The organism is Abyssisolibacter fermentans (genome assembly GCF_001559865.1).
Taxonomy (GTDB): Bacteria; Bacillota; Clostridia; order Tissierellales; family MCWD3; genus Abyssisolibacter; species Abyssisolibacter fermentans.
Map to the genome: position 1 here is coordinate 1 of NZ_LOHE01000048.1, position 25,683 is coordinate 25,683.

A 25,683-nucleotide genomic window follows, 5' to 3' on the forward strand; every position below is an offset into this window, starting at 1 on the left:
TGCCTATATTTTTTCATCATTTTACAATCAAAAAAATATAGGCATCTCCGAGTAAAAAAAATGTCTTGTATAGCTTCTATGCTAAGACTATGAATCGTATATCCCTCAAAGATTACCCTAAATAACTTAATGACAAATCTACATAACTATAGTAAAACTATACTTATTCACGATTCAATCAAAAGGAACCTTCTCTATTGATTACTTATTAATCAAGTATTATTTGATACAATTCATATTCACTAACTAACCCATTCTCATAATATATTTTTAACCCACTATAAAAATTCACTTGAATCTCATTATTCCATTCATAACTGGATTTATATTCAACACATTCATCCCCCGAAAATCCTATATCTGGCTTTCCATATAAACTTTCAACCTTTTCAATAGTATCTCCCACTTTTAACCCTCTTGGGGTCTTATAACTATCTGTAGTAACAAATATGCTTACCACTTCTCCACAAAATTCAGATATTTCCACACCATTAAATGTAAAATAATCAGTATATTCAAAATCCTCTTTATCTCCACCAAGTGACTCGTATGCTTCTTCCATTTTCATCCCCAAAGCAGGACCTTCAATCAAAAATCCTTCCTCATAAACCATTGGTTCTTTGTTAAGAAGGTTTGGATCATCATATTTAATAACATAATCTATATTTTCTATATTTATTTCTCCACTATCTAATTTAATAAAAACATTAATTTTTGCTAAATCGTTTAACATTACAGCATTGTTTTCTGCACTATAATCTGGTGGTCCCCAATAGTATTCAAGCATAATTATGTTGACTTTATATGTAATATCTATATACCATTTATTATCAATTTTTACAACATTCCAGTCAGAATCTATTGATAATAATTCATTCTTGTCTTCTATATCCTTTGTATTATAAAAAACCCTTTCAGCTATAACATACTTTTCATTTGAATAGTAATCACCTATACTAATATCTAAGTTCAAATCATTGTTAGAAATACTGGCTTTAATACATTCTCTATAAAAATCAAATCCATTAATATCATATACTTTAACAAAATCATCATCTACAACTTTGAAAATATCCCTTTGCATGGCACCATCCCCTGCACCATAAAGATATAATTCTAATTTACCATCATTTAAAAAATCTCCAATTTGAAAATCATCCACTGTTAAGTAACCTATAGCGTAGTTTCCTAATATATCTTTTGACTCAGAATCTAATACCAGCATTTTATACCATAATCCCATTTCATATAAAACTACTATTTCATTACCATCATTTTCAAAAATATCACTGTATATTTTTTTAGTTCTATTCACATAAATTTTCTTATCATCTATCTGTACATAGCTAACCTCTCCATCTTTGAATACTTCTATATTTATACCATTATTATACTCATAAGTATTAGTACTGTAGTTTTCTCTAAACGTATAATCGTGTCCATACTTATCAATTAATACATTTAATGAATAATCATCGGCAAGTATTATATCTAAAAATAAATCTTTATATTTTTTATCTATAAACAACAATTCACCTTTTTCACTTTTAATCCTAGCATTACTATCTTCATTTGTTTCCTTACAATTCCAACTAGATATCCATCCTATCACTCCGAAATCTGAATATACCTTATACCAAATTCTATTCTGTTCATCCTTGCCTTCATCAATCACCTCATATATGCTATCTTTGTATACTTTACTTATTATTTCGCTATTAGTAGTTTTATCTTCACGAACATTTAACACTTCTACTATGACTTTAACTTTCTTTTTTTCCTCTACTTCTTTTGTATTCATTATATCTTTTTCATTATTATTTATAATATTACTATCTTTATTTTCTTCATCTAAATTCATTCCATCTTCTTCACTACCTATATCTACATTCTGTATGTCATTATCATTTTTTGAACAAGCAAATATCATTAAACAACACAAAACTAATAAAAAGACTATTAAAAATTTCTTCATTTCCTTATCTCCTTGTACACTTAATACTTCATTTTTAACATCTCAAATGAAAGTTATTTTTTCATTTTCATCTTAATTTGCACATTTTATTATTTTAATTCACGAAGTTCTTAACCTTAGAAGAAGGTACTCATGCACTGCCAAGCGCTAATGTGCTGACGGACACGCTTAGGTTGAGGAAAGTGTAAGAACTTACCCATGAATATGATTCCTGAACGAATGTCAACACATTGCTAGATGTAGTTGGAACATTCATCTATGAAGTCGAACCCAATTAATAATTATGCTTCTTTTGTGTAGCTTAAATAATCAGCTTTTAATAATTCATAATCTACTGAAGATTGAAGTTCACCAAGTTGATTTTTCCACGAATCATAATTAATTTTTACTTGTTTAAAACCTATTTTTTCATATACGTGTTGTGCTCTTTTATTATTCAAGTTTGTATCAAGAATAATCTTTTCAAATTTATAATCTTCAAATAAACTTCTTATAAACATTCTTAAAATGATTGTCCCTAATCCCTTCTCCTGTTTAGTAAAGTCGCAAATCTTAATACCTATCTCTACAGTTTTTGAACCTTTATTTCTGTATGACATCTCTCCAATAAGTTGTTTTTCGTATTCTATTATCAATCTTCTACCTTTTTGATCAGTGTCACTCTTTAGTTGATTTTCTATCTTTTCAACAGTTGTTCCTAAACCATTGGGAAATCCTGCATGAGACATTATCTCTCCATCATTCCACCATTTACATAGAATTTTTGCATCACTTGATATTACATCTCGAATTAATATATTGTCTTTTTTTAAACGCAATTGCTTCACCTCACAAAATAATTAATTCTTGTAATGAATTAAAAGAACCGTCCCTGATGATTTACATTCTTTATTCACTTATTTGTTCAATTCCTGTTCTGTGAGCTATATTTTTTCTTATCTCTTTCACTTTATTAAAGTTTTTTCTAGCAATTTCAAGTTTAATAAGGAGCATAGAGTCATTGCTCTCTTCTATCCGTTTTGCATTTTTTAAGACTAAATCATTAATTTCTGAGTACCATCCTAGTTCTTCTAAGGATCTAATTTGCCACCATAAATCGTCTTCTTCAGCTGACTTTTTTAACGCTAATTCAAATAATTTTTCAATTAATCCTTCTTCTACAAGTTCTTTAAGATAGTATGCAGCAGAAAATATGTTTTCATTTCCAAGATTTTCTTTTACGTCTAATATATAATTTTCTGTAGCTTCTTTATACCTCCCAATATCGTTCAATAACCGTGCTCTTTGAGACCAATTCTTATTTTCCAAGTATATATCTAGTTGTTGATTAATTGTATTTTCAGGAATTAAGTCTGCCCTATTTTGTAATGCCCGTAAAAAACATATACTTCCTTCTGATACTCCGTTTGATATAGCGATTTCAATATATTTATCTCTCAATTCATAATTTCCAATTGAAGAATAGTGAATTGCAAGCATTATGTATTGTTCATTCTCTCTATATATTTCTGCAAGTGATGTTGCAAGTTCAATATCAACTTTCTCATTTGTCATTTTATTACCATCGAATTTTAATTCATAACTTGCTCTTTTTTCGGCAACTTTATTATTCCAATCATCTCTATAAAGAATAATTTGTTCGGAATTAAGTTTACGACCAAATCCGCCCTTAATCATTGTTTCATTATGACAATCCAAACACAAAACTGATAGATTTTTAATATCATTGTTCTCTGGATTTTCATCAATATGATGAATTTGAACTGGTTTTCCAGGCGTACGACAAACACAACATGTCCTATCTGCAAAAAATAGCACTCGTGCAGCTATATCAGTTGGTATTTGCTTTCTAACTTTATTCTTAATCAAAATTATCACCTCTTAATTATTTCAATTTTGCTCTAATGTACTACCAAATACAAATAAGAGTAATTGGTATGTTGCCTAACTTTTATATTCACGAATAATAGTTCGTGAATACTACTAATATTATAACGATTTACGAACTTTGATTCGTGAATTCTCCTATAGTAAAACTCTCCCTATTTTAAATCAAAAGGAACAGACCTTTATGATTTAAAAAATAATTAACTGTTGAGCATATCTCTTATCTTTTCGACTGATGATGCCCAACATTCGCTATGAGTGGTTTGCTAAACCTCGATCAGTGGGAATCCTACCCACTATAAAATGTATAAAATCTGCCTTTATCTCGGTTCACCATAGAGAACGGAAAAATTTTGTTATATGCCGTTAATTACGGAACTAGCTCATTAAATTCATGTACAAAATCTTTTGATAAACAATCTCCATACTTAACTACTAATTCTTGTAAAAAAAGAAAATATACAAATAAATCTTTACTATTTTCAATCTCTGTAAATTGAGAAAATAACTTTGGAGATTTTTTTGACATTATTAATTTTATTATTATTGAACCAAAATGAAATACTTCATCTATTATATACATCATATGTTGAGGAGTATGTGTGCTAATATGTCCCAACAAGTTAACACTTAACTTCCCCTTGTATTTAATTGATGGAATTAAGTTAGAACGAAATATTGTTGATGAACTAAGATGTACTGAATCAGATAAAATGCTTTTAACTTTCTTTCTTTGAGATAAATAGTATTTCATTTCTACATCATCAATTCCTGCTATATTAATTACTTGTCTTATTTTATTATTTATCTTTCCATACGCTATTTTCTTTTTCCAAAACTCTTTACTACATATTTCATCTCCAGGTACAATGAAATCTTCAAATGCTTCATCATACAAAGAAACCAAAGCGATATCGACACATTCAAGAAATGTTCTGCTAAGTAATCTTGCATTATCTTCATGTCCAATACTTAGCAATTCTTTTATTCCTAAAAGTAATGATGTTAACTTACCACAAATTAAAGAAAATGCAGGTGATTGATTTTCTTTATCATAATTAAAGCACTCAAAAGATTTTTTATGTAATAGGTACATAAATTCTATAGAGATATCAAATATATATGACCATAAATACAACTCCTTATCCAAAAACATTTTACATTCTAGAAATATTTCATTTTTTTCATCTCTTAAATTAATTCTTTCCAAATGACTGTTGTCTTCAATTTGAACTTTTTCCCAAATTAAATTAATTTCTTCTTTCAAAGTATCTGTATATTGGTATTTATGCATTTCCAATCCTCCTAATCATACTGAAAATTAATGTTAGGTAACTCTTACTTTCACGCACCACAGTTCGTGAATACTACTAATATAATAAGAATTTTATAAACTTTGATTCGTGAAATCTCCTGTATTAGAACTCCCCTACTTAATCATTTATCCAATGAACTTTATAACTTTCTAAGACTATTTTTTTAACATTTATATTTATCTCCGTAGTGTTTTAACTTGAATATCGTCAGACTTCCTGTGCTCTATCAATCTGATATAGAGTTAAACATTGTAAGAGAACCTGTAATAATATTGTTTTCTTATTTTCCATAATAGTAAACGTTTATCTTTTACTGTTAATATTGACTACTTTTTAAATACTTGTACCATGTTTTATTAGTATTTTTTTGTGTGTTTTTACGCAGTCTGCCGTTACTATTACGTTAAATACATGGTAGGTAATTGTAAGCCTTATGTTATTTGGGAGCTATTGTATATGGTATTTCGTTTGTTATTAAACTCGGTGAAACTGCATATATTAGTAAATATGATATTACAGCTAAAATAATAAATAGAGTTATATAAGTAAAAATTTTTTCAAAATGCTTGTAGTTTTTCAATGTTTTTTTTATTGCACTGAATTTCTCCATTTCACTAATTTTTTGCATAACTATAACTTTAAGTTTACTGAAAAGATAGTCTAGCAAAACATTAAAAAGAATAGCAATAAATATTATAAATATAAATATAAATAAGTATTTTCTAACTATTTCTGTCCTAATATTTCTTCCTAACTTTATGTCTTGGACACCTTCAATTATTCCATTTAATTTAATACCTACCTCTGTTTTTGCACTATAAATAATCTGTATAGTAGCACCATCATTTCTTTCTAAAATATCAAAATTTATTAGTAGTTTATTTGTGGCTATTGGAGTTAAATTAAATTTGGTCACTTCTCTGGACATGTTCAGTATCCTAAAATCAAGTATTTCAGCTGACTCATTATCAATCTCTAGTATTATATCTTGTAAAACATCATCTTTCCTAATTGCTTGTTTCCCAGTATTCCAAAAATAAACTCTATTTGCATAAATATTATTCACAATTTGTTCTCCATCTTGCTTAAATACTTTTATAGGTGCCATTGATAAATTTTTTGCATTTAGTATCTGTGTAACTGCAGGGTCAACCGCAAAAACGGGTTGTTTTTCGCTTATTGACTGAGTATACCAATAATAAGCTAAAAACAAACTTATAATTGTTATTATAAGAGATACAATACTTATAAAATTTTTTTTAAAATATTTCCGCATAATTTCTCTCCTATCTCTTTTTATTAAAGGCGCTATGTCACCTAACTCTTACATTCACAAACCAAAATCGTGAAATCCTCCTGTAGTAAACCCCCCTTAATTCACTATTTTATCCAATGAACTTTGTATCTTTCTAAAACTATTTTTTAACATTAAATATATCTCCATAGTATTTGTCTTGATAGTCGTCAACCTTCCTATGTTCTATCAATCTAATATATAGTTAACCATTGCAAGCCAACCTTCAATAATATTGTACTCTTATTTTCCACAATAGTAAATAGTTTGCTTTTAACTATGAATATTGGTCAATTTTCTATTTTCATACTTTGTAGATCGAGTAGCTTGCAAAATTATACTATCCACAATTCAAAACGCATACAATTTCCATGTATATAAAAAACTAAATCTAGCATTGAATATCCAATTATGATATAATTACAAAAGATTATGATAAACGAAAGGATGAAGTTTATGACTTTGTTTGAACAATGGAATGAATTAGCTAATAAGGAAAGATCTAAGGATGAGTCTACGAAGTTTTGGCAAGATTACCTTATGCAAGAACAAACAATTTATGAGAGTATATTAGAAAATAAGGATAATAAAGTAGAAGGAACTCCTGCTCAATTAGCTGAAAAATATGATATAGATGCTGTTACTTTTCTAGGCTTTTTAGATGGAATTAATTCTAGCTTAGAAGATGAAATTGACTTAAATGCATTAACAGAAGATTCACCTATATGTCTTAACATTAATTTTGAAAAGCTTTATTATAACATGTTAGCTGCAAAAGCTCCTTGGCTTTTTAATTTAGATCAATGGAAAGATATTTTGGATGAAAAAACAAGAAAACAAATTAAAAAAGATTACAATAAGACTCAGATAGTTGTAAAAGGTAAAAAAATAGGACGTAACGAACCTTGTCCTTGTGGAAGTGGTAAGAAATATAAAAAATGCTGTGGTAAAGACTGCTAGTAGCATTTATAATTAAATGAGGATATAACTAAAACAGTGTTTACATATTTGTATAACAACAATATGTAAACACTGTTTTTTAATATATATATTTTTTTATATCCTATACCAATTTAATCAATAATTCACCTGACTTAACTTGTTGACTTTCTTTAACAATAATAGAATCTACTATTCCTTTTGCTGTTGATGTGATATTTGTCTCCATCTTCATAGCTTCTATTACTATTAGTGGTTGATTTTCCTCTACTTCTTCTCCTTCTTCAACCAATATTTTTACTACTGTCCCAGGAATACTAGAACCTATTTCCATATCATTATCAGGGTCAGCCATTTGGATAAAAGTAGCTTCTGCTTTAGCTTTATTAGCTGCTTTATCATATATTTTTATTTCTCTTCTATTACCATTGACTTCAAAAGTTATCCTTCTATTTCCTTCATCATCAAACTTGCCTATCTCAAGTATTTTTATAACAAGTCTTTTACCTTCTTCAATCTCTACTTCACAAGTTTCACCTTCATATAATCCATGGAAGAATACGTCACTTCCCATTCTGCTTAAATCACCAAACTCATCTAAATATTTAAGATAATCCTCAAATACCTTTGGATATAAGGCATAGCTTAATAACTCCTGTTCACCAAATTTTCTTCCATATTTATCTTCTAAATATTTGCTAATATGCTCAAAATCTTCATCTTCTAAAAGTTCTCCCGGTCTACATGTGATAGGTTTTTCTCCTTTTAGAACTACCTTTTGAATATCTTGTGGAAATCCTCCTAATGGTTGACCTATCATACCTCTGAAATAATCAACTACTGAATCAGGAAATGCCATTGTTTTTCCTTTTGTGCATATATTATTTTCATCAAGTTCATTTTGAACCATAAATATAGCTAAATCTCCTACTACCTTTGATGATGGAGTTACTTTGATTATATCTCCTAACATATCATTAACCTTTTTGTAAGTCTCTTTTACTTCATTGAATTTATGACCTAATCCAAAGCTGACTACTTGAGGTTTTAGATTTGAATACTGACCTCCAGGCAATTCATATTTGTATATTTCTGCTGTTGCAGATTTTAAATCTGATTCAAACTCACTATAAACAGGTCTTACTGCACTCCAATAATCTGATAGTTTCTGTACTTGGTCTAGCTTGATACCTGTTTCCCTCTCAGTATTATCTAATGCAGCAACGATCGAATTAAGTGCAGGCTGGCTAGTCAAACCTGACATAGAATTAAGTGCTGTATCAACTATATCAACACCAGCTTCTGTAGCCATTAATACCGTTGCTACTCCATTTCCACTAGTATCGTGTGTATGAAGATGTATAGGTATTGAAATCTCATTTTTTAATTCTTTAATTAGTTTAAATGCAGCATGAGGCTTTAATAATGCTGACATATCTTTTATACCTAATATATGAACACCCATTTTTTCTATTTCTTTAGCCATTTTTATATAATATTTTAGTGTATACTTATCTCTTTTAACATCTAGTATATCACCTGTATAACAAATACATGCTTCTGCTATTTTACCAGTCTTTTGAACTTCATCTATTGCAACTTCCATGCCTTTTAGCCAATTTAATGAATCAAATATTCTAAAGACATCTATGCCTGATTCGCTAGCTTCTCTAATAAATCTTCTAATAACATTATCAGGATAGTTTTTGTATCCAACACCATTTGATCCTCTTAAAAGCATCTGAAATAATACATTTGGTATTTTTTTTCTCAATTGATGAAGTCTTTCCCATGGTGATTCTTTTAAAAACCTATATGCAACATCAAAGGTAGCTCCACCCCACATTTCAACAGAAAACAAGTCCTTAGCAAGTACTGATGTCGCTTTAGCAATCTTAACCATGTCTTTAGTTCTCATTCTAGTAGCCATTAAAGACTGGTGCGCATCTCTCATAGTAGTATCAGTAAGCAAAAGCTTTTGTTGATTCTTAATAAAATCTACTACTCCTGTAGCTCCTTTTTCTTCTAGTATTTGTTTAGTTCCTTTTATTTCACTATTGTATTCAACCTTTGGCACTATTGGAACATCATAATCTTTCTTAATCCCTCTAGTCTCATTAACAACCTTTTCTCCTATATATTTCAATACTCTGAGTTCTTTATCTGCTTTTGGTGATATATCTAGTAACTCTGGATTATCTTGTATAAAATTAGTATCTGCCTTTCCTTCTAAGAACACTTCATGATTTAGAACATTTATAAGAAAGTCAGCATTAGTTTTTATTCCTCTTATTTTTTGTTCTTTTATAGCTCTTATTGCTTTTCTTGCTGCATCGTTAAAAGTTCTAGACAATGATGTAGTTTTAACTAAAAGACTATCATAGTATGGACTAATGATTGAACCAGTAAATCCATTTCCACCATCTAATCTTATACCAAACCCTCCACCTGTTCTATATACATCTATTTTACCTGTATCTGGTGCAAAATTATTAGATGGATCTTCTGTAGTAACTCTACATTGAATAGAATATCCTCTTGGTCTTACATCTTCCTGTGAACCTATACCAATTTCACTAGAGTCTAAAGAATATCCTTCAGCAATAAGAATCTGGCTTTGTAATATATCTATTCCAGTAACCATCTCTGTTATTGTATGTTCTACCTGTATTCGAGGATTCATTTCAATAAAATAATGATTTCCATGTTTATCTACTAAAAATTCAACAGTTCCAGCATTTAAATAATCAACTGATTTTGCTATCTTTATTGCATCTTCACAGATTTTTTTTCTTTTTTCCTCTGTCAAAGAAAATGCAGGAGTAAATTCAATAAGTTTTTGATGTCTTCTTTGTATTGAACAATCTCTCTCATATAAATGGACAATATTACCATATTTATCTCCAAGTATCTGAACCTCAATATGTTTTGGGTTCTCAATATATTTTTCTATAAAAATATCATCAATTCCAAAGGCTTTTTTTGCTTCATTTTTAGCACTTCTAAATTCGCTTAATAGATTTTTCTTATCTCTAACAATTCTCATGCCTCTGCCGCCGCCACCAGCTGCTGCCTTCAAGATAACTGGATATCCACAATACTCTGCAAATTCAATAGCTTCTTCATCAGATTTAATGGGCTTCTTTACACCTGGTATAGTTGGAACATCTACACTTTTAGCTACTATTTTAGATTTAATCTTGTCACCTAACTTATCCATCATGTCATGTGTTGGACCTATAAACTCTATCCCAGCTTCTTTACATTTACGTGCAAATTCTGGATTTTCAGATAAAAATCCGTACCCTGGATGTATTGCATCCACACCCTTTTTACGTGCTAGATTTAATATCTCATCAATATTTAAGTATGCATCTACTGGTCCTTTATTTCTACCAATTAAATAAGACTCATCAGCTTTAGTTCTAAATAAGGATAATTTATCTTCTTCAGAATATATCGCAACAGTTCTAATCCCTAATTCACTGCAGGCTCTAAATACTCTTATAGCTATTTCTCCCCTGTTTGCAACCAAAACTCTTTTGAATTTTTTGATCATATATTCATACCTCCTCTATTATATCTTTTGCTATATTTGTTTTTATATCATTATTTAACACAATTTAATAATTAATCCTTATGAAATTATTAACAATAGCAATAAAATAATTATAATTAAATTTTTATTATTAAACCCAGATTATTCATAGAAAATTAAATACTCTACTGCATCCTTCTGATTAGAAGATGTTCATTAATTTCTCGACATACCAACTCGGTATGCCTTCGAATTCACTTATAAATTATAGATGTATCTCAGACTCATTACTTCGTCTGAGTAAGCGATTCACACTAAATTATAATTTAGGTTCTCTGCTCATAATTCAGAAACTTACAGCATATTATCGGGAGTTAGACGAATAATCAGGGTTAAACTCTACTTTAGTATTTTAATTTGATAAATTGTCATAGATAATTTTTTAGAATAGAACTCTTACTCAGTCATTTCATATAAGTAAGCTACTAACATAAAATCTAAGATTTGGGTTATCTTCTTACAGCTTAGTCTTTATTGCAAATAACTAAGCTGTATTTATTATTATACATTATTTAATTATAAAATGTGTTGATATTTACAAATTTTGTTGAAAGACATGTGTTTTTCTACGACTTACTAATTTGTTTAAGTATTTTTTGATTTTAGTTAATATAATTAGGTTATTTTGAATTTTGGTTAATTTTATTCTAGTCCGTTACTTTCGTTTTTTAACTTATTAAAAAAACCTTCCATATAACTCAGTCTTTTTACAGCTATTTCTCTTCCTTTATTCGTAAACATTCTTGAAGGAATTTTTTTGAACTTCATTTCATATTCTATTATTGGAGAATGCTTACTTACATCTTTTAGTCTTCCATTCTCTACAACATTATTCTCTATATATTCTTCTATTGGTTCTTGAATATTTATCTTTTGCTTAAATTGTCCAGCTAACATAAAGCATCTAGCGATACCAATAGCTCCTATTGCATCCAGTTTGTCAGCATCAAATAATATCTTTGCTTCTATTGTTTTTGGAATATGTCCACTTCTAAATCTATGAGATACTATACAATGTTTTACTTTTTCTATCATTTTATCATCATAATTCAAAGCTTTTAAAATTTCTTCAGCCATTTCGCTGCCTAGTACAGCATGGTCTACATTTCCTGTATTGTCTTTACTTTCTTTTACTCTAGCAATATCATGTAATAATGCAGATATAAACAAAACATCTCTATCAACATTTGCTTCACTATCAGCTATTAGTTTACACAAGTTAAAAACTCTCATTACATGATCCATATTATGTGCAGAACATGACAATTCTTTGGTTACGATATCTTTAATGTGTTTATATTCTTTCACCTTATCCCCCTCCAATTATTGGTTCGAACTTATGTTCTAATTATAATCCAAAATGTGTCTATTGTAAACTTTAACTTCATTTTACAAATGTATCATATGGTATTAAAAGTAACTATTCACTTATTAAAATTTAGTTTTTTGCAAAAAAATAAACAATACTATTTAAATAATAATATTGTCTATCTTATACGATTATCTTCTATTAGAATAATTATTTCTTTGGCTTCTATTATTTCTATTAGCTTTTCTTTTAGCTCTACAATCTTTACATCTTACTGGCTCATTATCAAAACCTTTTTCAGCATAAAACTCTTGCTCTCCTGCAGTAAAAATAAATTCATTACCACAATCTTTACAGATTATTTTCTTATCACTATACATTTTGGCAATCCTCCAATTATTTAATTTACAGACGTATATACACTATACACAAATATTCTTTTACCAAATTTTGCTTCAAATAATTTAAATACTAAGCTACATAGAACTATAATCCCAGATTATTCATAGAAAATTATGAGCAGTGAACCCAAATCTTGATTTTGAGCAGGGAACTAAAATCTATGATTTTTTGTGAGTCGCTTACTCATATGAATAAAATGAATAGGAGGTACAACTCACGCTTACTCCTATGAAGTAATTGAATAGGAGATTCATTAATGATGTTGTTCTGATTAGAAGATGTCCATTAAATGGCAGGCATACCAACTCGGTATGCCTTCGAATTTACTAAAATCTTCTAATTCAAAAACTTACAGCATATTATTCAAAGTTATATGAATAATCAGGGATAAATGTATAAATGATATAATCTATATAATTTCATTATAAGTGCACATTAATTATTTGTAAATCTTTTTATTATTGATAAGCTGTCCTTTTTTTGTATTACCATTGATTCATAATTATATCTTTTTTTCTATCTAAAATACATATTTTTCTTCTTTTCTGAATATTATCGAGTTCCTCCGATAAGTATTGTTTTGATAATTCTACATCTAATTTAAGCTTATCTACAAATAAGGTATAAATATCTTTAGCAAAATTTATCTTCCAAGGTGTAAACTTTGGTTCATAAGTCAATATAAATGCACATAATCGCCCTAAATCCTGCTCGTAATTACCCTCTTTGCAATCTTCAAAATCTATTCCATATAACTCATCTCCTGCTACTATAAAGTTGCGAAGATTTATGTCATATAATATGTATCTGCTTCCTTTAATACTATATGTTGTTTTGTAGAATTTATCAAACCAATTTATTATTTTTGAACATAGCACATAATAGTTAAAATTTTGCTCTGTCTCATATTTTTCTATTTCTTCAATAAGCAAATAACCTGATATATATTCTAATATTAAACTATTTTCTCCTTTATAATATAATTTAGGAACCTTAACTCCATTATTATATAAAGTATCTAGCCAAAACATTTCATTGTTTTTATTGTTATCTTTAGCTTCATAAAGCTTTATAACACATTCTTTTTCTGTATTATTTTTTTTTAAGCTCCCTTTATATACCGTATTTTTTTTACTCTTAAATTCACTTATTATCTTAATAGGAAAATCTATACCTTTTATAGTATTTTTATTTACCAAATTTCTCACCTATTTTTATTTGAATATCTGCTCCTTTTTTGTAACCTTCAAGCTCTTTTACTACTCCTATCACAGCATTCTTTAATATATTTTGTACAAATGGTACCATAGTTATTTCTTGTCCATCAACACACAAGCTTATATTATTATGACTGAGTACACAATCATTTCTACTCGCTTCTCCATTTATTATCTTCGCACATAACTCTCTACAGCTGTATCCACATTCACCACAACATTTTTTCGTAAAATCAGGAAGTCTCTCAAAAACTTTGTCTTCAATCAAATCTACTAACTCATCTACTTTTTCTAATGAATTTATTACAGGAATTCCTTTATAATTATCTATTTCATTTGATATTCTACCTGATATTGCAAATACTGTATCATCAAGCAGCTTGTCTATATCTTGTAAATTATGTGCTGTAATTATTTTGGGAGCGTTAATATCTTTAACTCCTTCTAATACTACAAAATCCTGATTATATGCTTTAAGTATTTCATCAATATGCAATTTTCCACTATATAAAATATCAGTTTCATAAAAACCTCTTGCAGTAACAAGCTGTGACCCCGCTTTTTTATGTCTATCTGTGTTAGTCCCTTCTGTATCTATAGCAAACTTTTCATAATGAATTTCTTTAACAGAACCAACAGAATATCTTCTATTTCTCAAACCTTTAATAATATTTTCAATAGTAGTTGTCTTTCCTGATTTTGAAATCCCGATAACGGAAAAAACCTTCATGCACCTCATCCTATCTATATTATTTTATCCTTACCTAATTATATGTTACTAGTTTAATCATTCATTATTCCATATTCCATCAATCATGCCATATAGCAAACATAAATTCCTACAATTAAAGCTGTAATTATAAAAGTAATTATCATAACAATATAATCTGCAAATCTCATATTTAAAATCATATAACTTACTCTATTGGGATATGCTCTAAAAGCTCTTGTTTCCATTGTTATTGATAATCTTTTTGCCTTAATTATACTTCCCGCAATTACAGGTGTGAAAATATATGAATAAATTTTCAATTTACTTTTTATAGGTATTTTATCAAGTTCTATTCCTCTAAGCTGTATTGCTGTCATAGCATCTTTGAATTCTTCAACCATTAATGGCAAAAACCTTATGCCTACAGATACCATAAATGCTATTTCATAAGGTATTTTCATTTGCACTAACCCTTGTACAATTTCCCTATAGTTAGATGTTGTTATTATTGAAGCTGATATTATAACAACAGACATCCTAAGTATAAACTCAGCAGCCTTTAAAATACCTCCTGTGGTAAGGATTCGCAAGCCTCTAATTGATATCAATACACTTCCTGACCCCGAAAAAATACTTTGCACAACCGCAATTAAAATTATTATTTTGATTAAATTTTTTATTTTTTTATAATATGAAAAAAAATCACATGCAAATAGCTTTGATACTACTATAGATATTAACAAAATTACAAACAGCATATAAATATTTTTTATTATAACACCCATAGAAGACAAGCATAATACTATAAATAATTTTGTTCTGGGATCAAATTTTCTGTCTGGCATATTCTACTACCTTCCTATTTTTAACAACATATGTTTTATCTGAATGTTCTTTTATAAAATTATCATCATGACTTATAACAGCAAAACCAATACCTTTTTTCTTTAAGTTTTCCATTATACCTGATAATATTTCTTTTCTCCTAATATCTAATCCTGTAGTAGGTTCATCCATAACTATATACTTTACATCATTTATCAAGATAGCAGCTATTGCTAATCTCTGTTTTTCTCCTTGACTTAGATTAAATGGAAATGAATCTTTTAAATGCATCAAGCCAAATTCATTAAGCTTTAAAGTAACTTTTTCATTTATAGTTTTATCATCTATACCTTTAAACTTCATAGAAAATGCCAGCTCTTCATAAACTGTATGAGCAAATATTTGTTTTTCTGGATTTTGAAAAAGGTAACCTATTTTACCTCCAATCTCACCTAAACTCGATTTTTTAGTGCTAACCCCATCAATAAATATTTCTCCTAAGTTAGGTTTAATTATGCCAGATATAAGCTTACCTAATGTAGTTTTACCACTTCCATTTGCACCAACAATAGCAGTGAATTTACCATTTTCCAAAGATAGATTTACATTTTCTAATATGTTTTGTTTATGCTTATATGCATAACTTACATCACAAACATCTATATAACTCACTTTTATCATCCTTTATGTAACCCAGATTATTCATAAGTATGTTATCAGGAGTTATAGAATAATCAGGGATTAAGTAATTTTACTAAGCTGACATATTCTTTATCACAACATTCATGTAGCTGTTTATCTTTTAGTAATACAATCTTATCACACACATCTAAGTTCCTAAAATCATGTTCTACCATAATTATAGTTTTATTTTCTTTCTTTAACCCATATATGACATCTTTAAGTTTCTTTTTTCCTTCTTTATCAATTTGTGAAAAAATTTCATCAAATATAAATATTTCAGGTTTCATGCTCAATACTGAAGCTATAGCAATAAGTTGTTTTTGCCCACCAGAAAGATTATTTGGATTATGATACCTATAATCACTCATTCCAACAAACTCTAAAGCCATTTTTATTCTATCTCCGATTTCTTCTCTATTAATACATAAATTTTCAGGTCCAAAAGCTAGCTCATCTTCAACAGTAGGTGAAAAAAGTTGAGAATCTGGATCTTGAAACACAATTCCAACTTTTTGTGCTATTTCCGAAACTCTCAACTCATCTGTACGCTTTCCATATATCTTTATACTTCCTTTGATATCACCACCATAAACATGTGGGATTATCCCGGTCATTGTATAACATAATGTGCTTTTACCATCACCGCTTAAGCCAATTATACCTACAGTCTGCCCTCTTTCGACCTTCAAATTTACATTATCAAATATTGTTCTATCTTGACCTGAATATTTATATGACAAATTATTGATTTCTAACACATATTCTACTGTATCTCTATCTCTGTCAAATACTTGCATCTTCTTTGGCTAAATTTATCCTTTCGTATAATTGTCATATATGGACCTTTTCCACCATCTTCTTTAGTACCTAAGCCTTCACCTTCTTTTTTATAAACAACATATACATTAGAAGGTTCCTTAACTTCTTCTAAACTCAAAGCTATTGTATACCCGTCAACCGATCTTGTTATAACAGTATCTTTTCCTTCAAAATTAACTCCTGATTTTTCTAATATCTTATATAGCATTACTCCAGTATAAGTATACTCTATAGGTTCTTTTCCATTGGTTTTTAGCATAGCCTTAAATTCTTCTTCTCCAGCAGCCATTATATCATCCATACTTAGCTTTAATTCTTCCTCGCCAGCTTTAATAATCAACTGTGCATCTTTTTGAAGCTGTTTCTTTTCTTCTACATTACCAGAGCTCAAGTATGCTGTCACACCGATAATTACAACAAGTAGACATATTACTATAACTAACCCTTTTTTCATTGTCCTCCTCCTTCTATTGTTATATAACAATTAGTTATATAAACTTCCAATACGGTTACTAGGGAACCCTCTAATGTTTCTTTGAAAGTGTGACTTCAAGAGTTCGTTTCTTCATCGCTTCTAAGTAGAGAACCAAAATCTGCGATTTTGAGTGAATCACTTACTGCTAGGAACGCAGTGAGTAGTGAGTTTCTTATCTGTTTCAGAAACGGGCTCTTGTCGGAACCGTCAAAGATTGTTAGAGGGTTCCCTTCACCATGAAGTAATGAGCTTACAATAAATTTCATTGTCCCCCTCCTTCTATTGTTATATAAGGCACTATCATATCTTCATACCTAAATTCTCCGTGTTTACCTCCTGTTTTAATACTGTGCATCCCATGATCTGCAGTAATAATCACTTTTCCTTTAAAATCCCGAACTAAATATTTTATATATTCATCATGTAATTTAATACTATCTAATGTCTCTTTAGCTAAATCTCCATAACTATGTCCATTGTCATCTATTTCATGAAAATGAACCAAGATAAAATCATAATCTTTTTTTATAGCTTCTTTAGCAGTATCTAGTATTTCATCATCTATAGCACCATTATTATTTTTATCCAGATGAAGTATTGGCTCTATTTCTGTATTTAAAATTTTTATGTTACCCTCTAATAAAGCAGCTTTTTTATTCATGTCCTTTATTTTTTTAAATATAGTAGGCACTTTCAAATCCTTTTGAGCTCTGGAATAAACTCCATTTTCTTTTGGATTTTTACCTGTTATCATTGCTGCAAAGCCAGCATTTGTAACAGGCTTGTACACTGTACTAGCCATTTTGACCTTACCCTTACTCATAAATGGAATAAGACCTTTTTTCAAAGAATATTCATATTGTCTGTATGAAAAACCATCTAGAAATATAAACATGACTTTTTCGTTATTCTCTAAATAATGAGATGTATCATAATAAACATCCATATTACTATCTTTTGTAGCATTTACATATATGCCCTTTGCTTTTTTCACTTTTATTTTACCATCAGCTGTTATTAAGTTGATATAATTATCTTTTATTTCAAAAAAGTCTCCTTCTTTTAGAAACTCATAGTCTCCTTCTTCACCCATGACAATATTCCTTTGATCATATTTTATATCTACTAAATCTTCAGCTTTAAATCCCTTTTTTCTTCTATATACTTCAGTAAAATAAATTTCACCGTTTACATTCTTACTGGATTTTCCATCAATAACAACTATATCTCTAAGATTACCTGACATTAAGCTGCCGACTGAAACACTTAATATATTTTGATTACTGCTAATTATATTAAATCCATGTTCATATGATTCTTTAGTAGACACGACTACTATTTCTTTTAAATGCTTTATATTACTGCTTATCGGGTGATTTAAATTTATTGAATTCCATCCATATTCATTAGAAAATGATATATAACTATCTTCTAATTGTCTATTACTAAGTTTTGAAAATAAACCATCATAGCTTACTAGCAAAATATCATAATCATTATCATATGTATCGCTAACAGTTAATAAGTCATTAAGCTTTACAGCTTTAATAGTTTTAGTTTTATATTTTATTTTATGTTGCTCTAAATTCTCATATTGTTTATTTATATCCAAAACATTATTAACATCACCAACTACTTTAAAAGACGGTATGTATCCACTTTCTTTATTTAAAAAAATTAGTGATAATATTATGCAAACAGCAATAACTACAACAACCAAACTTATTAGTAATGATTTTTTACTCATTTTTTTTCCTTTCAATTATCAATTTTTATTATATTAAATTTATCAAAGCCCTTAACTATTTTGTAAGCTATTAATCCGCCTATCCCTCCTGATAATGCACCACTACTGACGCTCAACAATAATGGTATTAACGGCAATCTAAAAAAAACAAGATTAGAGAGAAAAGTACCTGCTAAATTAGCAGCAGCTCCTGCTGTGAAAAAATGTACTATAGTATAGTTCTTCTTTTTAGAAAACAAAAAAACTATATCAGCAGCTAACCCGGGTAAGCTGTAAGTTATCAAACTCATAATACCATGTGTACCGATTGAGCCCATAGCTATAACCATTATAGCTTGTACAAATGCAGTTAAAGTAGCCGCTCCCCTTTTACGTGTAATACCTACGCTCATGACTATCCACAGCATATAAAATCCACCTGCTATAACTCCACCAGGTATATATAATGAACTTGTTACTATGTGAATAAGAGGTACAATCACAGATTTAGTTGCTATACCCAAAGCTGCCATCATAGCTATAATAACTAAATCAAACATTGAAAACCTATCCAAACCTTTTTTTGTCATTTTATTTGCTCCATTTAAATAAATTTCTATTTATGTACTAATTCAATACTTGCTACATATTTTATTTTGGTATCTTTAGGCATATCTTTAAAAGCTATATTATAAGTATCCTTTTTCTTATATATATAACCTGCCTCAAACATATCTTTTGTTATTTCTTTGCTATATCCATCTGCACATGAAACTTTAATAGCTTCTTCTTTATCAAAGCCTATTTGTTTTAAAAATGTTGTTAATGCTACCTCTTCATCTGACTTAATAATTGCTTCTATATTAAAAAATGCAATATCATCATAAGCAAACCATAATATATTTTTAACATGCATTCCTTTTGGCAAATCAGGAGATAAAAAAGCAGGTGATTCTTTCCCTGTTACTTTTATATAACCACTTTTAAATACATCTATATTTTCATTTTTTTCTAAGCCATCTACAGATTTTATGAACACTGAATCACTAGTAGAATTTATTTGATATTTTTCTATTAAATCACTAGTTTTTATAGCTTTGTCTACATCTTCATAATAAGTATAATCGTTTAATTTTAAATCTTTAATAGCTGTTTGAAGTAATAAAACCTTTGAAGTTGTGTTATTTCTTGTACTTGATATTAATTCAATTTTACTAAGATTTCTTAAACAATACATAGATCTTTCCTCAGGAATCATTATCCTAATAGGTTTACTTTTATCATCTAATGGTTTGCCATCTATTTCATAAGCTAAAATAACATCTCTAATAGCTATTATTTCCTTAGGTACTTCAATAGAATAACCATCTCCTGCTTCTAATCTAATTGCATTATAATCATTTTTAGATTTATCATATTTCTTTAAAATCTCTTCAAGCATTATTCCCTTAACAGAATAAACTTGTTCCTCTCCACTTGACCTAATTACTTTTACATCTTGAGTTATTTCTGTATAATTCTTCATCTCATCAAAGCCTAAACTAATATCCTCATCACTTATACCTACTATTGTTATACTCTTCGTGCTATCTACCTTAGGTTCATCAATAACTTTACAGTTAACTTTCTCACTACAACCAACAGCTAATAATGCTAAAATAATCATTATAACAATAAAAGAATTTTTAAAACACCTTTTCATATTTACTCTACCTCCATAGTTTAACCCTTATTATTCATATAACTTTGAATAATATGTTGTATAATTCTGAATTAGAAGATTTCAGTGAATTCGAAGGCATACCGAGTTGGTATGTCAAGAATTTAATGGTATCTTATAATCAGAACAACATTATTAATGAATCTCCTATTCATTTTATTCATATGAGTAAGCGACTCACAAAAAATCATAGATTTTAGTTCACTGCTCAAAATCAAGATTTGGGTTCACTGCTCATAATTTTCTATGATTAATATGGGTTCAATATTTTGAATACATAAATTTACTCCCTTAACTACAGCTTCACTTGTTATAGTAGCTCCAGTTATAGCCGTAACCTCCCATGGATTTTCGGATACTATTTTAGCAATTTTTAAACTTTGATTTATCGGTTTATTTATAAATCTTTTCAGAAACCAATCTTTAGTAACATAACCTCCATAATCATGAGTTTCATTATGTTCTATAATGTGTATATCTGATATCTTTTTACTGTCATTATCAATAGTGACCATAAATTTTATATAATCTTTGTATCCTTTACTGCGAACAATTTGAACTATTTGATACTTTTCATCAGCTTCCTTACTAACTTTGTAAACTCTAATTATACTATCATCTTCATACTTAGTAAGTCTATCTATGCTATAATCTTGTCCAAATTTATTTCTTACTGTATCTAATTCTGCATCATTAGAACATCCAATTAATAATAACATACTTAATAATGTAATAATAACAGTTCTAAATATCAAAATCACCTCCAATACAGCTAAATCAATAGATGTAACCCACATTTTACTGTCAAAACAAAAAACTCCCTTATTATAAACAAAGGAGAGTATCATAAATCAAAGCTTGTTATTTTAAAAAATCTCCTTTCCAAATGGGAGGCAATATCGTTTCCAATATTACCCTATCGGCTTAAAATCCATGCTTTTGCAACAGGATGATAAGCTCGGAGAAACTTATATTTAAGAACATTTTAACTTATTAATATGATTTTGTCAATTAATCCATTTTAGTAGAAAATTCTTGATACAGAAAAATAAAACCCTCAACAGCAGGCATATAAAAAGAAAAGCAGCTTCATTATTAAACCCAAATTATTTTATATTTTTATATTGCTTTTTTATAAATTCTAAGTTATTATTATATTAACATATGAATAGATGTTCATATATAGGAGGTGTATCTATAATGTGTGATAATATCTTTGATAAATCCTTAGTTGATAAAATTAAAGATGAAATGCCTAAAGATGAAGTTTTATATGACTTAGCTGATTTTTTTAAAGTTTTTGGTGATTCAACACGTATTAAAATTTTATATTCACTGTTTAAATCTGAAATGTGTGTAAGCGATATTGCCACTATTTTAAACTTAAATCAATCTGCTGTTTCTCATCAATTAAGATTATTAAAGAACTCTAGGCTTGTTAAATATAGAAAAAAAGGAAAGATGGTACTTTACTCATTAGATGATGATCATGTTAAGAAAATATTTGATCAAGGATTAAATCATATAAATCATATTGAGGATTAATATTACTGAGATTATTTAGTTATATCAATAATTTGGGTAATTAAGGGGGGACAAAAATGAAATATCAATTTAATTTAAATGGATTACATTGTGCTGGTTGTGCAGCTAAAATGGAAAACAATATAAACGAACAAAATTTTATTGAGAAAGCAACAGTTAATTTTACGACAAGTAAGCTGACTTTAGTTTTTACAGATGATAGTAATGTTCAGGATAATATTTTAAAGATTGAAGACATAGTAAAATCAATAGAACCTGATGTTACACTAGAAAGAATTGATTCTAATAAACATGTTCATGAAGTCTGTCATGACCACGATTGCAATTGTGCCCATGACCATAATAATAGCCATGAACATAACCACAAGCATAGTGACGAACATGAGCATCATCATAATAATAAATTTGATAAGAAAACAATATTGACTATAATAATTGGAACCGTATTTTTAGTACTCGGTTTAACATTAAAAGTTGATTCTAATATTAAGCTTGCTATGTTCACTTTGTCATATCTCATAATAGGTGGCAAAGTATTATTAAATGCTATAAAGGGTTTATTTAAAGGTAGAATTATAGATGAAGGTATTTTAATGACTATTGCTTCTTTAAGTGCCTTCTATATAGGTGAATATCCAGAGGCAGTTGCCGTTATGCTATTTTATAATATCGGTCAAATTATGGAGGGAGCTGCTGTTAATCATTCAAGAAACTCTATTTCTTCATTAATAAGCATGAAACCAGATTACGCTAATCTAAAAACTCCTAATGGAACAAAAAAAGTTGCTCCCGAGAGCGTTAATGTAGGAGATTTATTAATTGTAAAAACTGGTGAAAGAGTTCCTGTAGATGGTAAAATTAAAGACGGAAAATCTGCTTTCGATACTTCTGCAATTACAGGAGAATCTATCCCTCAAAATTTAGATATCAATGAAACTGTTTATAGTGGTTTTATAAATACAGGGAATGTAGTAACTATAGAAGTTACAAAAAAATATGAAGAATCAACAATAGCTAAGATTTTAGATTTGGTTGAAAACTCTGCTGATAAAAAAGCTAATACAGAAAAATTCATGACTAAATTTGCTAAATACTATACTCCTGCTGTCGTCATAGTTGCTTTGCTGATTACCTTAGTCCCTAGTTTATTTTTACATTTAGATTTTTCTAAATGGCTATATAGAGGTGCGGTATTTTTAGTTGTTTCATGTCCATGTGCTTTAGTAATCTCTATACCACTTGGTTATTTTGCAGGCATAGGTAAAGCTTCTAGTAAAGGTATTTTAGTTAAGGGTGGTAATTATCTCGAAGCTTTAAGTAATATTGATAGTATTGTTTTTGATAAGACAGGTACATTGACAAAGGGAAACTTTGTAGTAACGTCTGTTAAATCTGTAGGGAACATGAAAAAGGATGAATTAATTTTTTATGCCGCTCATGCTGAAGCATATTCAAATCATCCTATAGGTAAATCTATTAAACAAGCATATTTTAAAAATGTTAATGAGGATATAATAAAAGATTATAAAGAAAAGGCTGGGCATGGTGTAGAAGCTGTTATAAATGAAAATTTAATTACTGCTGGCAATGCTAGATTTATGAAATCTAAAAATATATCAATCGCTGAAGCTGATGAATACGGAACTGTTATATATCTAGCTGTAAATGAAATTCTAGAAGGCTATATTGTAATAGCTGATGAAGTAAAAGAAGATTCTATAAAAGCTATAAAAGAACTCAAAACCTTAAACTTAAATAATATAACAATGTTAACAGGTGATAATCAGTCTACTGCATTAAAAGTAGCTTCTAAATTAGGTATAAGCAATGTACATGCAAACTTGTTACCAGCCGATAAAGTTGAAATACTTGAAGCTATTCAAGCAAAAAAAGTAAAAGGTAGAACAACTGGTTTTGTAGGTGATGGCATAAATGATGCTCCGGTACTTGCTAGATCAGATATTGGTTTTGCTATGGGTGGTCTAGGTTCAGATGCCGCAATAGAGGCTTCAGATATTGTTTTGATGACTGATGAAGTATCAAAAATACCACAAGGAATTAAAATAGCTCGTAAAACCAAGTCAATAATTTGGCAGAATATAATACTAGCTCTAGGAATTAAACTTGGTGTTATGATTTTGGGAACACTCGGATTAGCGAATATGTGGCAAGCAGTTTTTGCAGATGTTGGTGTGACTATTTTAGCAATATTAAATGCTCTCAGAATTTTGAAAAAAAATTATTAAATTAAATAACTTATTGTAGCATTAAGTATAAAATAACTCATTTGGCACAATGAGTTATTTTTTTTGTGGATAAAAAAATCTATAATCCTAATAATAATTTTGATACCTTTTAAGGAGGTGAATTAAATGCATAGTAACGAATGTATAGGTTGTACAGTTACTGAATGTAAATATCACGCTAAAACTGTACAGCAGTGTACACTTCCTCACATTCAAGTGGTAAAACACGGTAATGAATGTAGTAGTGTGGAGCACACTGACTGTGGTAGTTTTGTAAAAGGATAGAATTTATAACCTCATTTTTAGGGTTTCAAACTGCTCTAAAAGCCCAATTTCTGCATTTTTGCTGAATTTGGGCTTTTTAATTAATACAACTTAAAAAAACTACATCATTATTATATTTCCATGGATAATCCTTTTTATATCTTTAAAAAGTTTCTACCTTAATAAAGTAATAAAATATTATTAATAATAATATACATTAAAAAAGGTAAAAACTTTGTTTGACAAAAAATCGGGAGGCTATAATATGAGAGTTCTTATAGTTGATGATCATCCTTTAATCAGAAAAGGATTTTGCTCAATATTATCATGTGATAATAGCATTGATGAAATCTTTGAAGCAGCAAATGTACATGATGCTATACAGATGATAAAGGTACACAATCCTGAAATAACTATGATTGATTTGAAATTGGGAAAAGAAAATGGTTTACAAATTGTTAATAAAACTAAAAATTATAAAACATTCAATCGTTTTATTATACTAACATCATCTATAAAAAAGGAAGATTTTATTATGGCTATACAATCAAATGTACATGGATATATTTTAAAAAATGCTTATGCCTCAGATATACTTTATGCTATACATGTCATACAAAGAGGAAAAAAATATTATGACCCTAAAATAGTTAAGCATTTATCTATTGATTTAAAAAATAAGAATATACAACAGAGATGATAAGTGATGCATAAAAAACAACTTATTTTT

24 protein-coding genes and 1 riboswitch are annotated in these 25,683 nt (G+C 28.7%); of the genes, 5 read left to right on the forward strand and 19 right to left on the reverse strand.

The genetic code is table 11. The features are described from left to right. Nucleotides 1–208: 208 nt before the first annotated feature. From AYC61_RS07495 to AYC61_RS07515, 5 genes are all read right to left on the reverse strand, one after another. A complete protein-coding gene (locus AYC61_RS07495; protein WP_066498987.1) occupies nucleotides 209–1,975 on the reverse strand; it encodes an SH3 domain-containing protein in 1,767 nt (588 codons plus the stop codon). Nucleotides 1,976–2,256: 281 nt separating this feature from the next. Further along, on the reverse strand, nucleotides 2,257–2,793 hold the full coding sequence (locus tag AYC61_RS07500; protein ID WP_066498990.1) for a GNAT family N-acetyltransferase: 537 nt from the start codon (nucleotides 2,791–2,793) through the stop codon (nucleotides 2,257–2,259). 70 nt (nucleotides 2,794–2,863) lie between these two features. After that, entirely contained in the window at nucleotides 2,864–3,844 is a 981-nt protein-coding gene (locus AYC61_RS07505; RefSeq protein WP_066498998.1) for an HNH endonuclease signature motif containing protein, read from the reverse strand. 388 nt (nucleotides 3,845–4,232) lie between these two features. Beyond that, complete coding sequence (locus tag AYC61_RS07510) at nucleotides 4,233–5,156, reverse strand: hypothetical protein (RefSeq protein WP_066499001.1); 924 nt, start codon at nucleotides 5,154–5,156, stop codon at nucleotides 4,233–4,235. 458 nt (nucleotides 5,157–5,614) lie between these two features. After that, nucleotides 5,615–6,454: a hypothetical protein gene (locus AYC61_RS07515; protein ID WP_066499010.1), complete on the reverse strand. Its 840-nt coding sequence runs from the start codon at nucleotides 6,452–6,454 to the stop codon at nucleotides 5,615–5,617. A gap of 474 nt (nucleotides 6,455–6,928) precedes the next feature. Between AYC61_RS07515 and AYC61_RS07520 the strand changes: the two genes are divergently transcribed. Then, nucleotides 6,929–7,432, forward strand: a complete 504-nt coding sequence (locus tag AYC61_RS07520) for an SEC-C metal-binding domain-containing protein (RefSeq protein WP_202906812.1) — start codon at nucleotides 6,929–6,931, stop codon at nucleotides 7,430–7,432. Nucleotides 7,433–7,535: 103 nt separating this feature from the next. Here AYC61_RS07520 and AYC61_RS07525 read toward each other — a convergent pair whose 3' ends face one another. The 14 genes from AYC61_RS07525 to AYC61_RS07590 all read right to left on the reverse strand — a co-directional run bounded on the left by AYC61_RS07525 (nucleotide 7,536) and on the right by AYC61_RS07590 (nucleotide 21,653). Continuing rightward, entirely contained in the window at nucleotides 7,536–10,970 is a 3,435-nt protein-coding gene (locus AYC61_RS07525; protein ID WP_066499017.1) for a pyruvate carboxylase, read from the reverse strand. A 681-nt stretch (nucleotides 10,971–11,651) separates the two neighbouring features. Next, the gene (locus AYC61_RS07530; RefSeq protein WP_275935223.1) at nucleotides 11,652–12,317 is read right to left on the reverse strand and encodes an HD domain-containing protein; all 666 of its coding nucleotides are present in this window, start codon (nucleotides 12,315–12,317) and stop codon (nucleotides 11,652–11,654) included. Between the two features lie 192 nt (nucleotides 12,318–12,509). Beyond that, entirely contained in the window at nucleotides 12,510–12,698 is a 189-nt protein-coding gene (locus tag AYC61_RS07535) for a zinc-ribbon domain-containing protein (RefSeq protein ID WP_066499029.1), read from the reverse strand. A 507-nt stretch (nucleotides 12,699–13,205) separates the two neighbouring features. Further along, nucleotides 13,206–13,928 carry an RIO1 family regulatory kinase/ATPase domain-containing protein gene (locus AYC61_RS07540; RefSeq protein WP_156456383.1) on the reverse strand — a complete coding sequence of 241 codons (723 nt, stop codon included), beginning with the start codon at nucleotides 13,926–13,928 and terminating at the stop codon, nucleotides 13,206–13,208. Further along, nucleotides 13,909–14,667, reverse strand: a complete 759-nt coding sequence (locus AYC61_RS07545) for a molybdopterin-guanine dinucleotide biosynthesis protein MobB (RefSeq protein WP_066499036.1) — start codon at nucleotides 14,665–14,667, stop codon at nucleotides 13,909–13,911. Before AYC61_RS07545 ends, AYC61_RS07540 begins: the two co-directional genes overlap by 20 nt. Nucleotides 14,668–14,750: 83 nt before the next feature. Next, nucleotides 14,751–15,494: an energy-coupling factor transporter transmembrane component T family protein gene (locus AYC61_RS07550; protein WP_066499043.1), complete on the reverse strand. Its 744-nt coding sequence runs from the start codon at nucleotides 15,492–15,494 to the stop codon at nucleotides 14,751–14,753. Next, a complete protein-coding gene (locus AYC61_RS07555) occupies nucleotides 15,475–16,146 on the reverse strand; it encodes an energy-coupling factor ABC transporter ATP-binding protein (protein ID WP_202906813.1) in 672 nt (223 codons plus the stop codon). Before AYC61_RS07555 ends, AYC61_RS07550 begins: the two co-directional genes overlap by 20 nt. A gap of 62 nt (nucleotides 16,147–16,208) precedes the next feature. Next, nucleotides 16,209–16,955, reverse strand: coding sequence for an energy-coupling factor ABC transporter ATP-binding protein (locus tag AYC61_RS07560; RefSeq protein WP_066499059.1), 747 nt, complete (start codon nucleotides 16,953–16,955; stop codon nucleotides 16,209–16,211). Then, nucleotides 16,922–17,431: a molybdopterin-dependent oxidoreductase gene (locus AYC61_RS07565; RefSeq protein WP_066499061.1), complete on the reverse strand. Its 510-nt coding sequence runs from the start codon at nucleotides 17,429–17,431 to the stop codon at nucleotides 16,922–16,924. Before AYC61_RS07565 ends, AYC61_RS07560 begins: the two co-directional genes overlap by 34 nt. A gap of 95 nt (nucleotides 17,432–17,526) precedes the next feature. After that, nucleotides 17,527–17,718 carry a hypothetical protein gene (locus tag AYC61_RS07570; RefSeq protein ID WP_066499063.1) on the reverse strand — a complete coding sequence of 64 codons (192 nt, stop codon included), beginning with the start codon at nucleotides 17,716–17,718 and terminating at the stop codon, nucleotides 17,527–17,529. Beyond that, nucleotides 17,715–19,199 (reverse strand): alkaline phosphatase family protein, encoded by a 1,485-nt coding sequence (locus AYC61_RS07575; RefSeq protein WP_066499065.1) that lies wholly within the window; start codon nucleotides 19,197–19,199, stop codon nucleotides 17,715–17,717. Before AYC61_RS07575 ends, AYC61_RS07570 begins: the two co-directional genes overlap by 4 nt. Before the next feature lie 11 nt (nucleotides 19,200–19,210). Next, nucleotides 19,211–19,768 (reverse strand): ECF transporter S component, encoded by a 558-nt coding sequence (locus AYC61_RS07580; protein ID WP_066499078.1) that lies wholly within the window; start codon nucleotides 19,766–19,768, stop codon nucleotides 19,211–19,213. 26 nt (nucleotides 19,769–19,794) lie between these two features. Then, the gene (locus tag AYC61_RS07585; protein ID WP_066499082.1) at nucleotides 19,795–20,880 is read right to left on the reverse strand and encodes a molybdopterin-dependent oxidoreductase; all 1,086 of its coding nucleotides are present in this window, start codon (nucleotides 20,878–20,880) and stop codon (nucleotides 19,795–19,797) included. A gap of 245 nt (nucleotides 20,881–21,125) precedes the next feature. Then, the gene (locus tag AYC61_RS07590) at nucleotides 21,126–21,653 is read right to left on the reverse strand and encodes an FMN-binding protein (RefSeq protein WP_066499085.1); all 528 of its coding nucleotides are present in this window, start codon (nucleotides 21,651–21,653) and stop codon (nucleotides 21,126–21,128) included. A gap of 104 nt (nucleotides 21,654–21,757) precedes the next feature. Then, nucleotides 21,758–21,874, reverse strand: a riboswitch (molybdenum cofactor riboswitch). A 224-nt stretch (nucleotides 21,875–22,098) separates the two neighbouring features. Between AYC61_RS07590 and AYC61_RS07595 the strand changes: the two genes are divergently transcribed. The 4 genes from AYC61_RS07595 to AYC61_RS07605 all read left to right on the forward strand — a co-directional run bounded on the left by AYC61_RS07595 (nucleotide 22,099) and on the right by AYC61_RS07605 (nucleotide 25,653). After that, entirely contained in the window at nucleotides 22,099–22,443 is a 345-nt protein-coding gene (locus AYC61_RS07595) for an ArsR/SmtB family transcription factor (protein ID WP_066499086.1), read from the forward strand. Between the two features lie 56 nt (nucleotides 22,444–22,499). Further along, nucleotides 22,500–24,689 carry a heavy metal translocating P-type ATPase gene (locus tag AYC61_RS07600; RefSeq protein ID WP_066499087.1) on the forward strand — a complete coding sequence of 730 codons (2,190 nt, stop codon included), beginning with the start codon at nucleotides 22,500–22,502 and terminating at the stop codon, nucleotides 24,687–24,689. 126 nt (nucleotides 24,690–24,815) lie between these two features. Continuing rightward, nucleotides 24,816–24,974: a DUF1540 domain-containing protein gene (locus tag AYC61_RS20645; RefSeq protein WP_082759847.1), complete on the forward strand. Its 159-nt coding sequence runs from the start codon at nucleotides 24,816–24,818 to the stop codon at nucleotides 24,972–24,974. A 244-nt stretch (nucleotides 24,975–25,218) separates the two neighbouring features. Beyond that, entirely contained in the window at nucleotides 25,219–25,653 is a 435-nt protein-coding gene (locus AYC61_RS07605; RefSeq protein ID WP_066499088.1) for a response regulator, read from the forward strand. The last annotated feature ends 30 nt before the right edge of the window (nucleotides 25,654–25,683 follow it).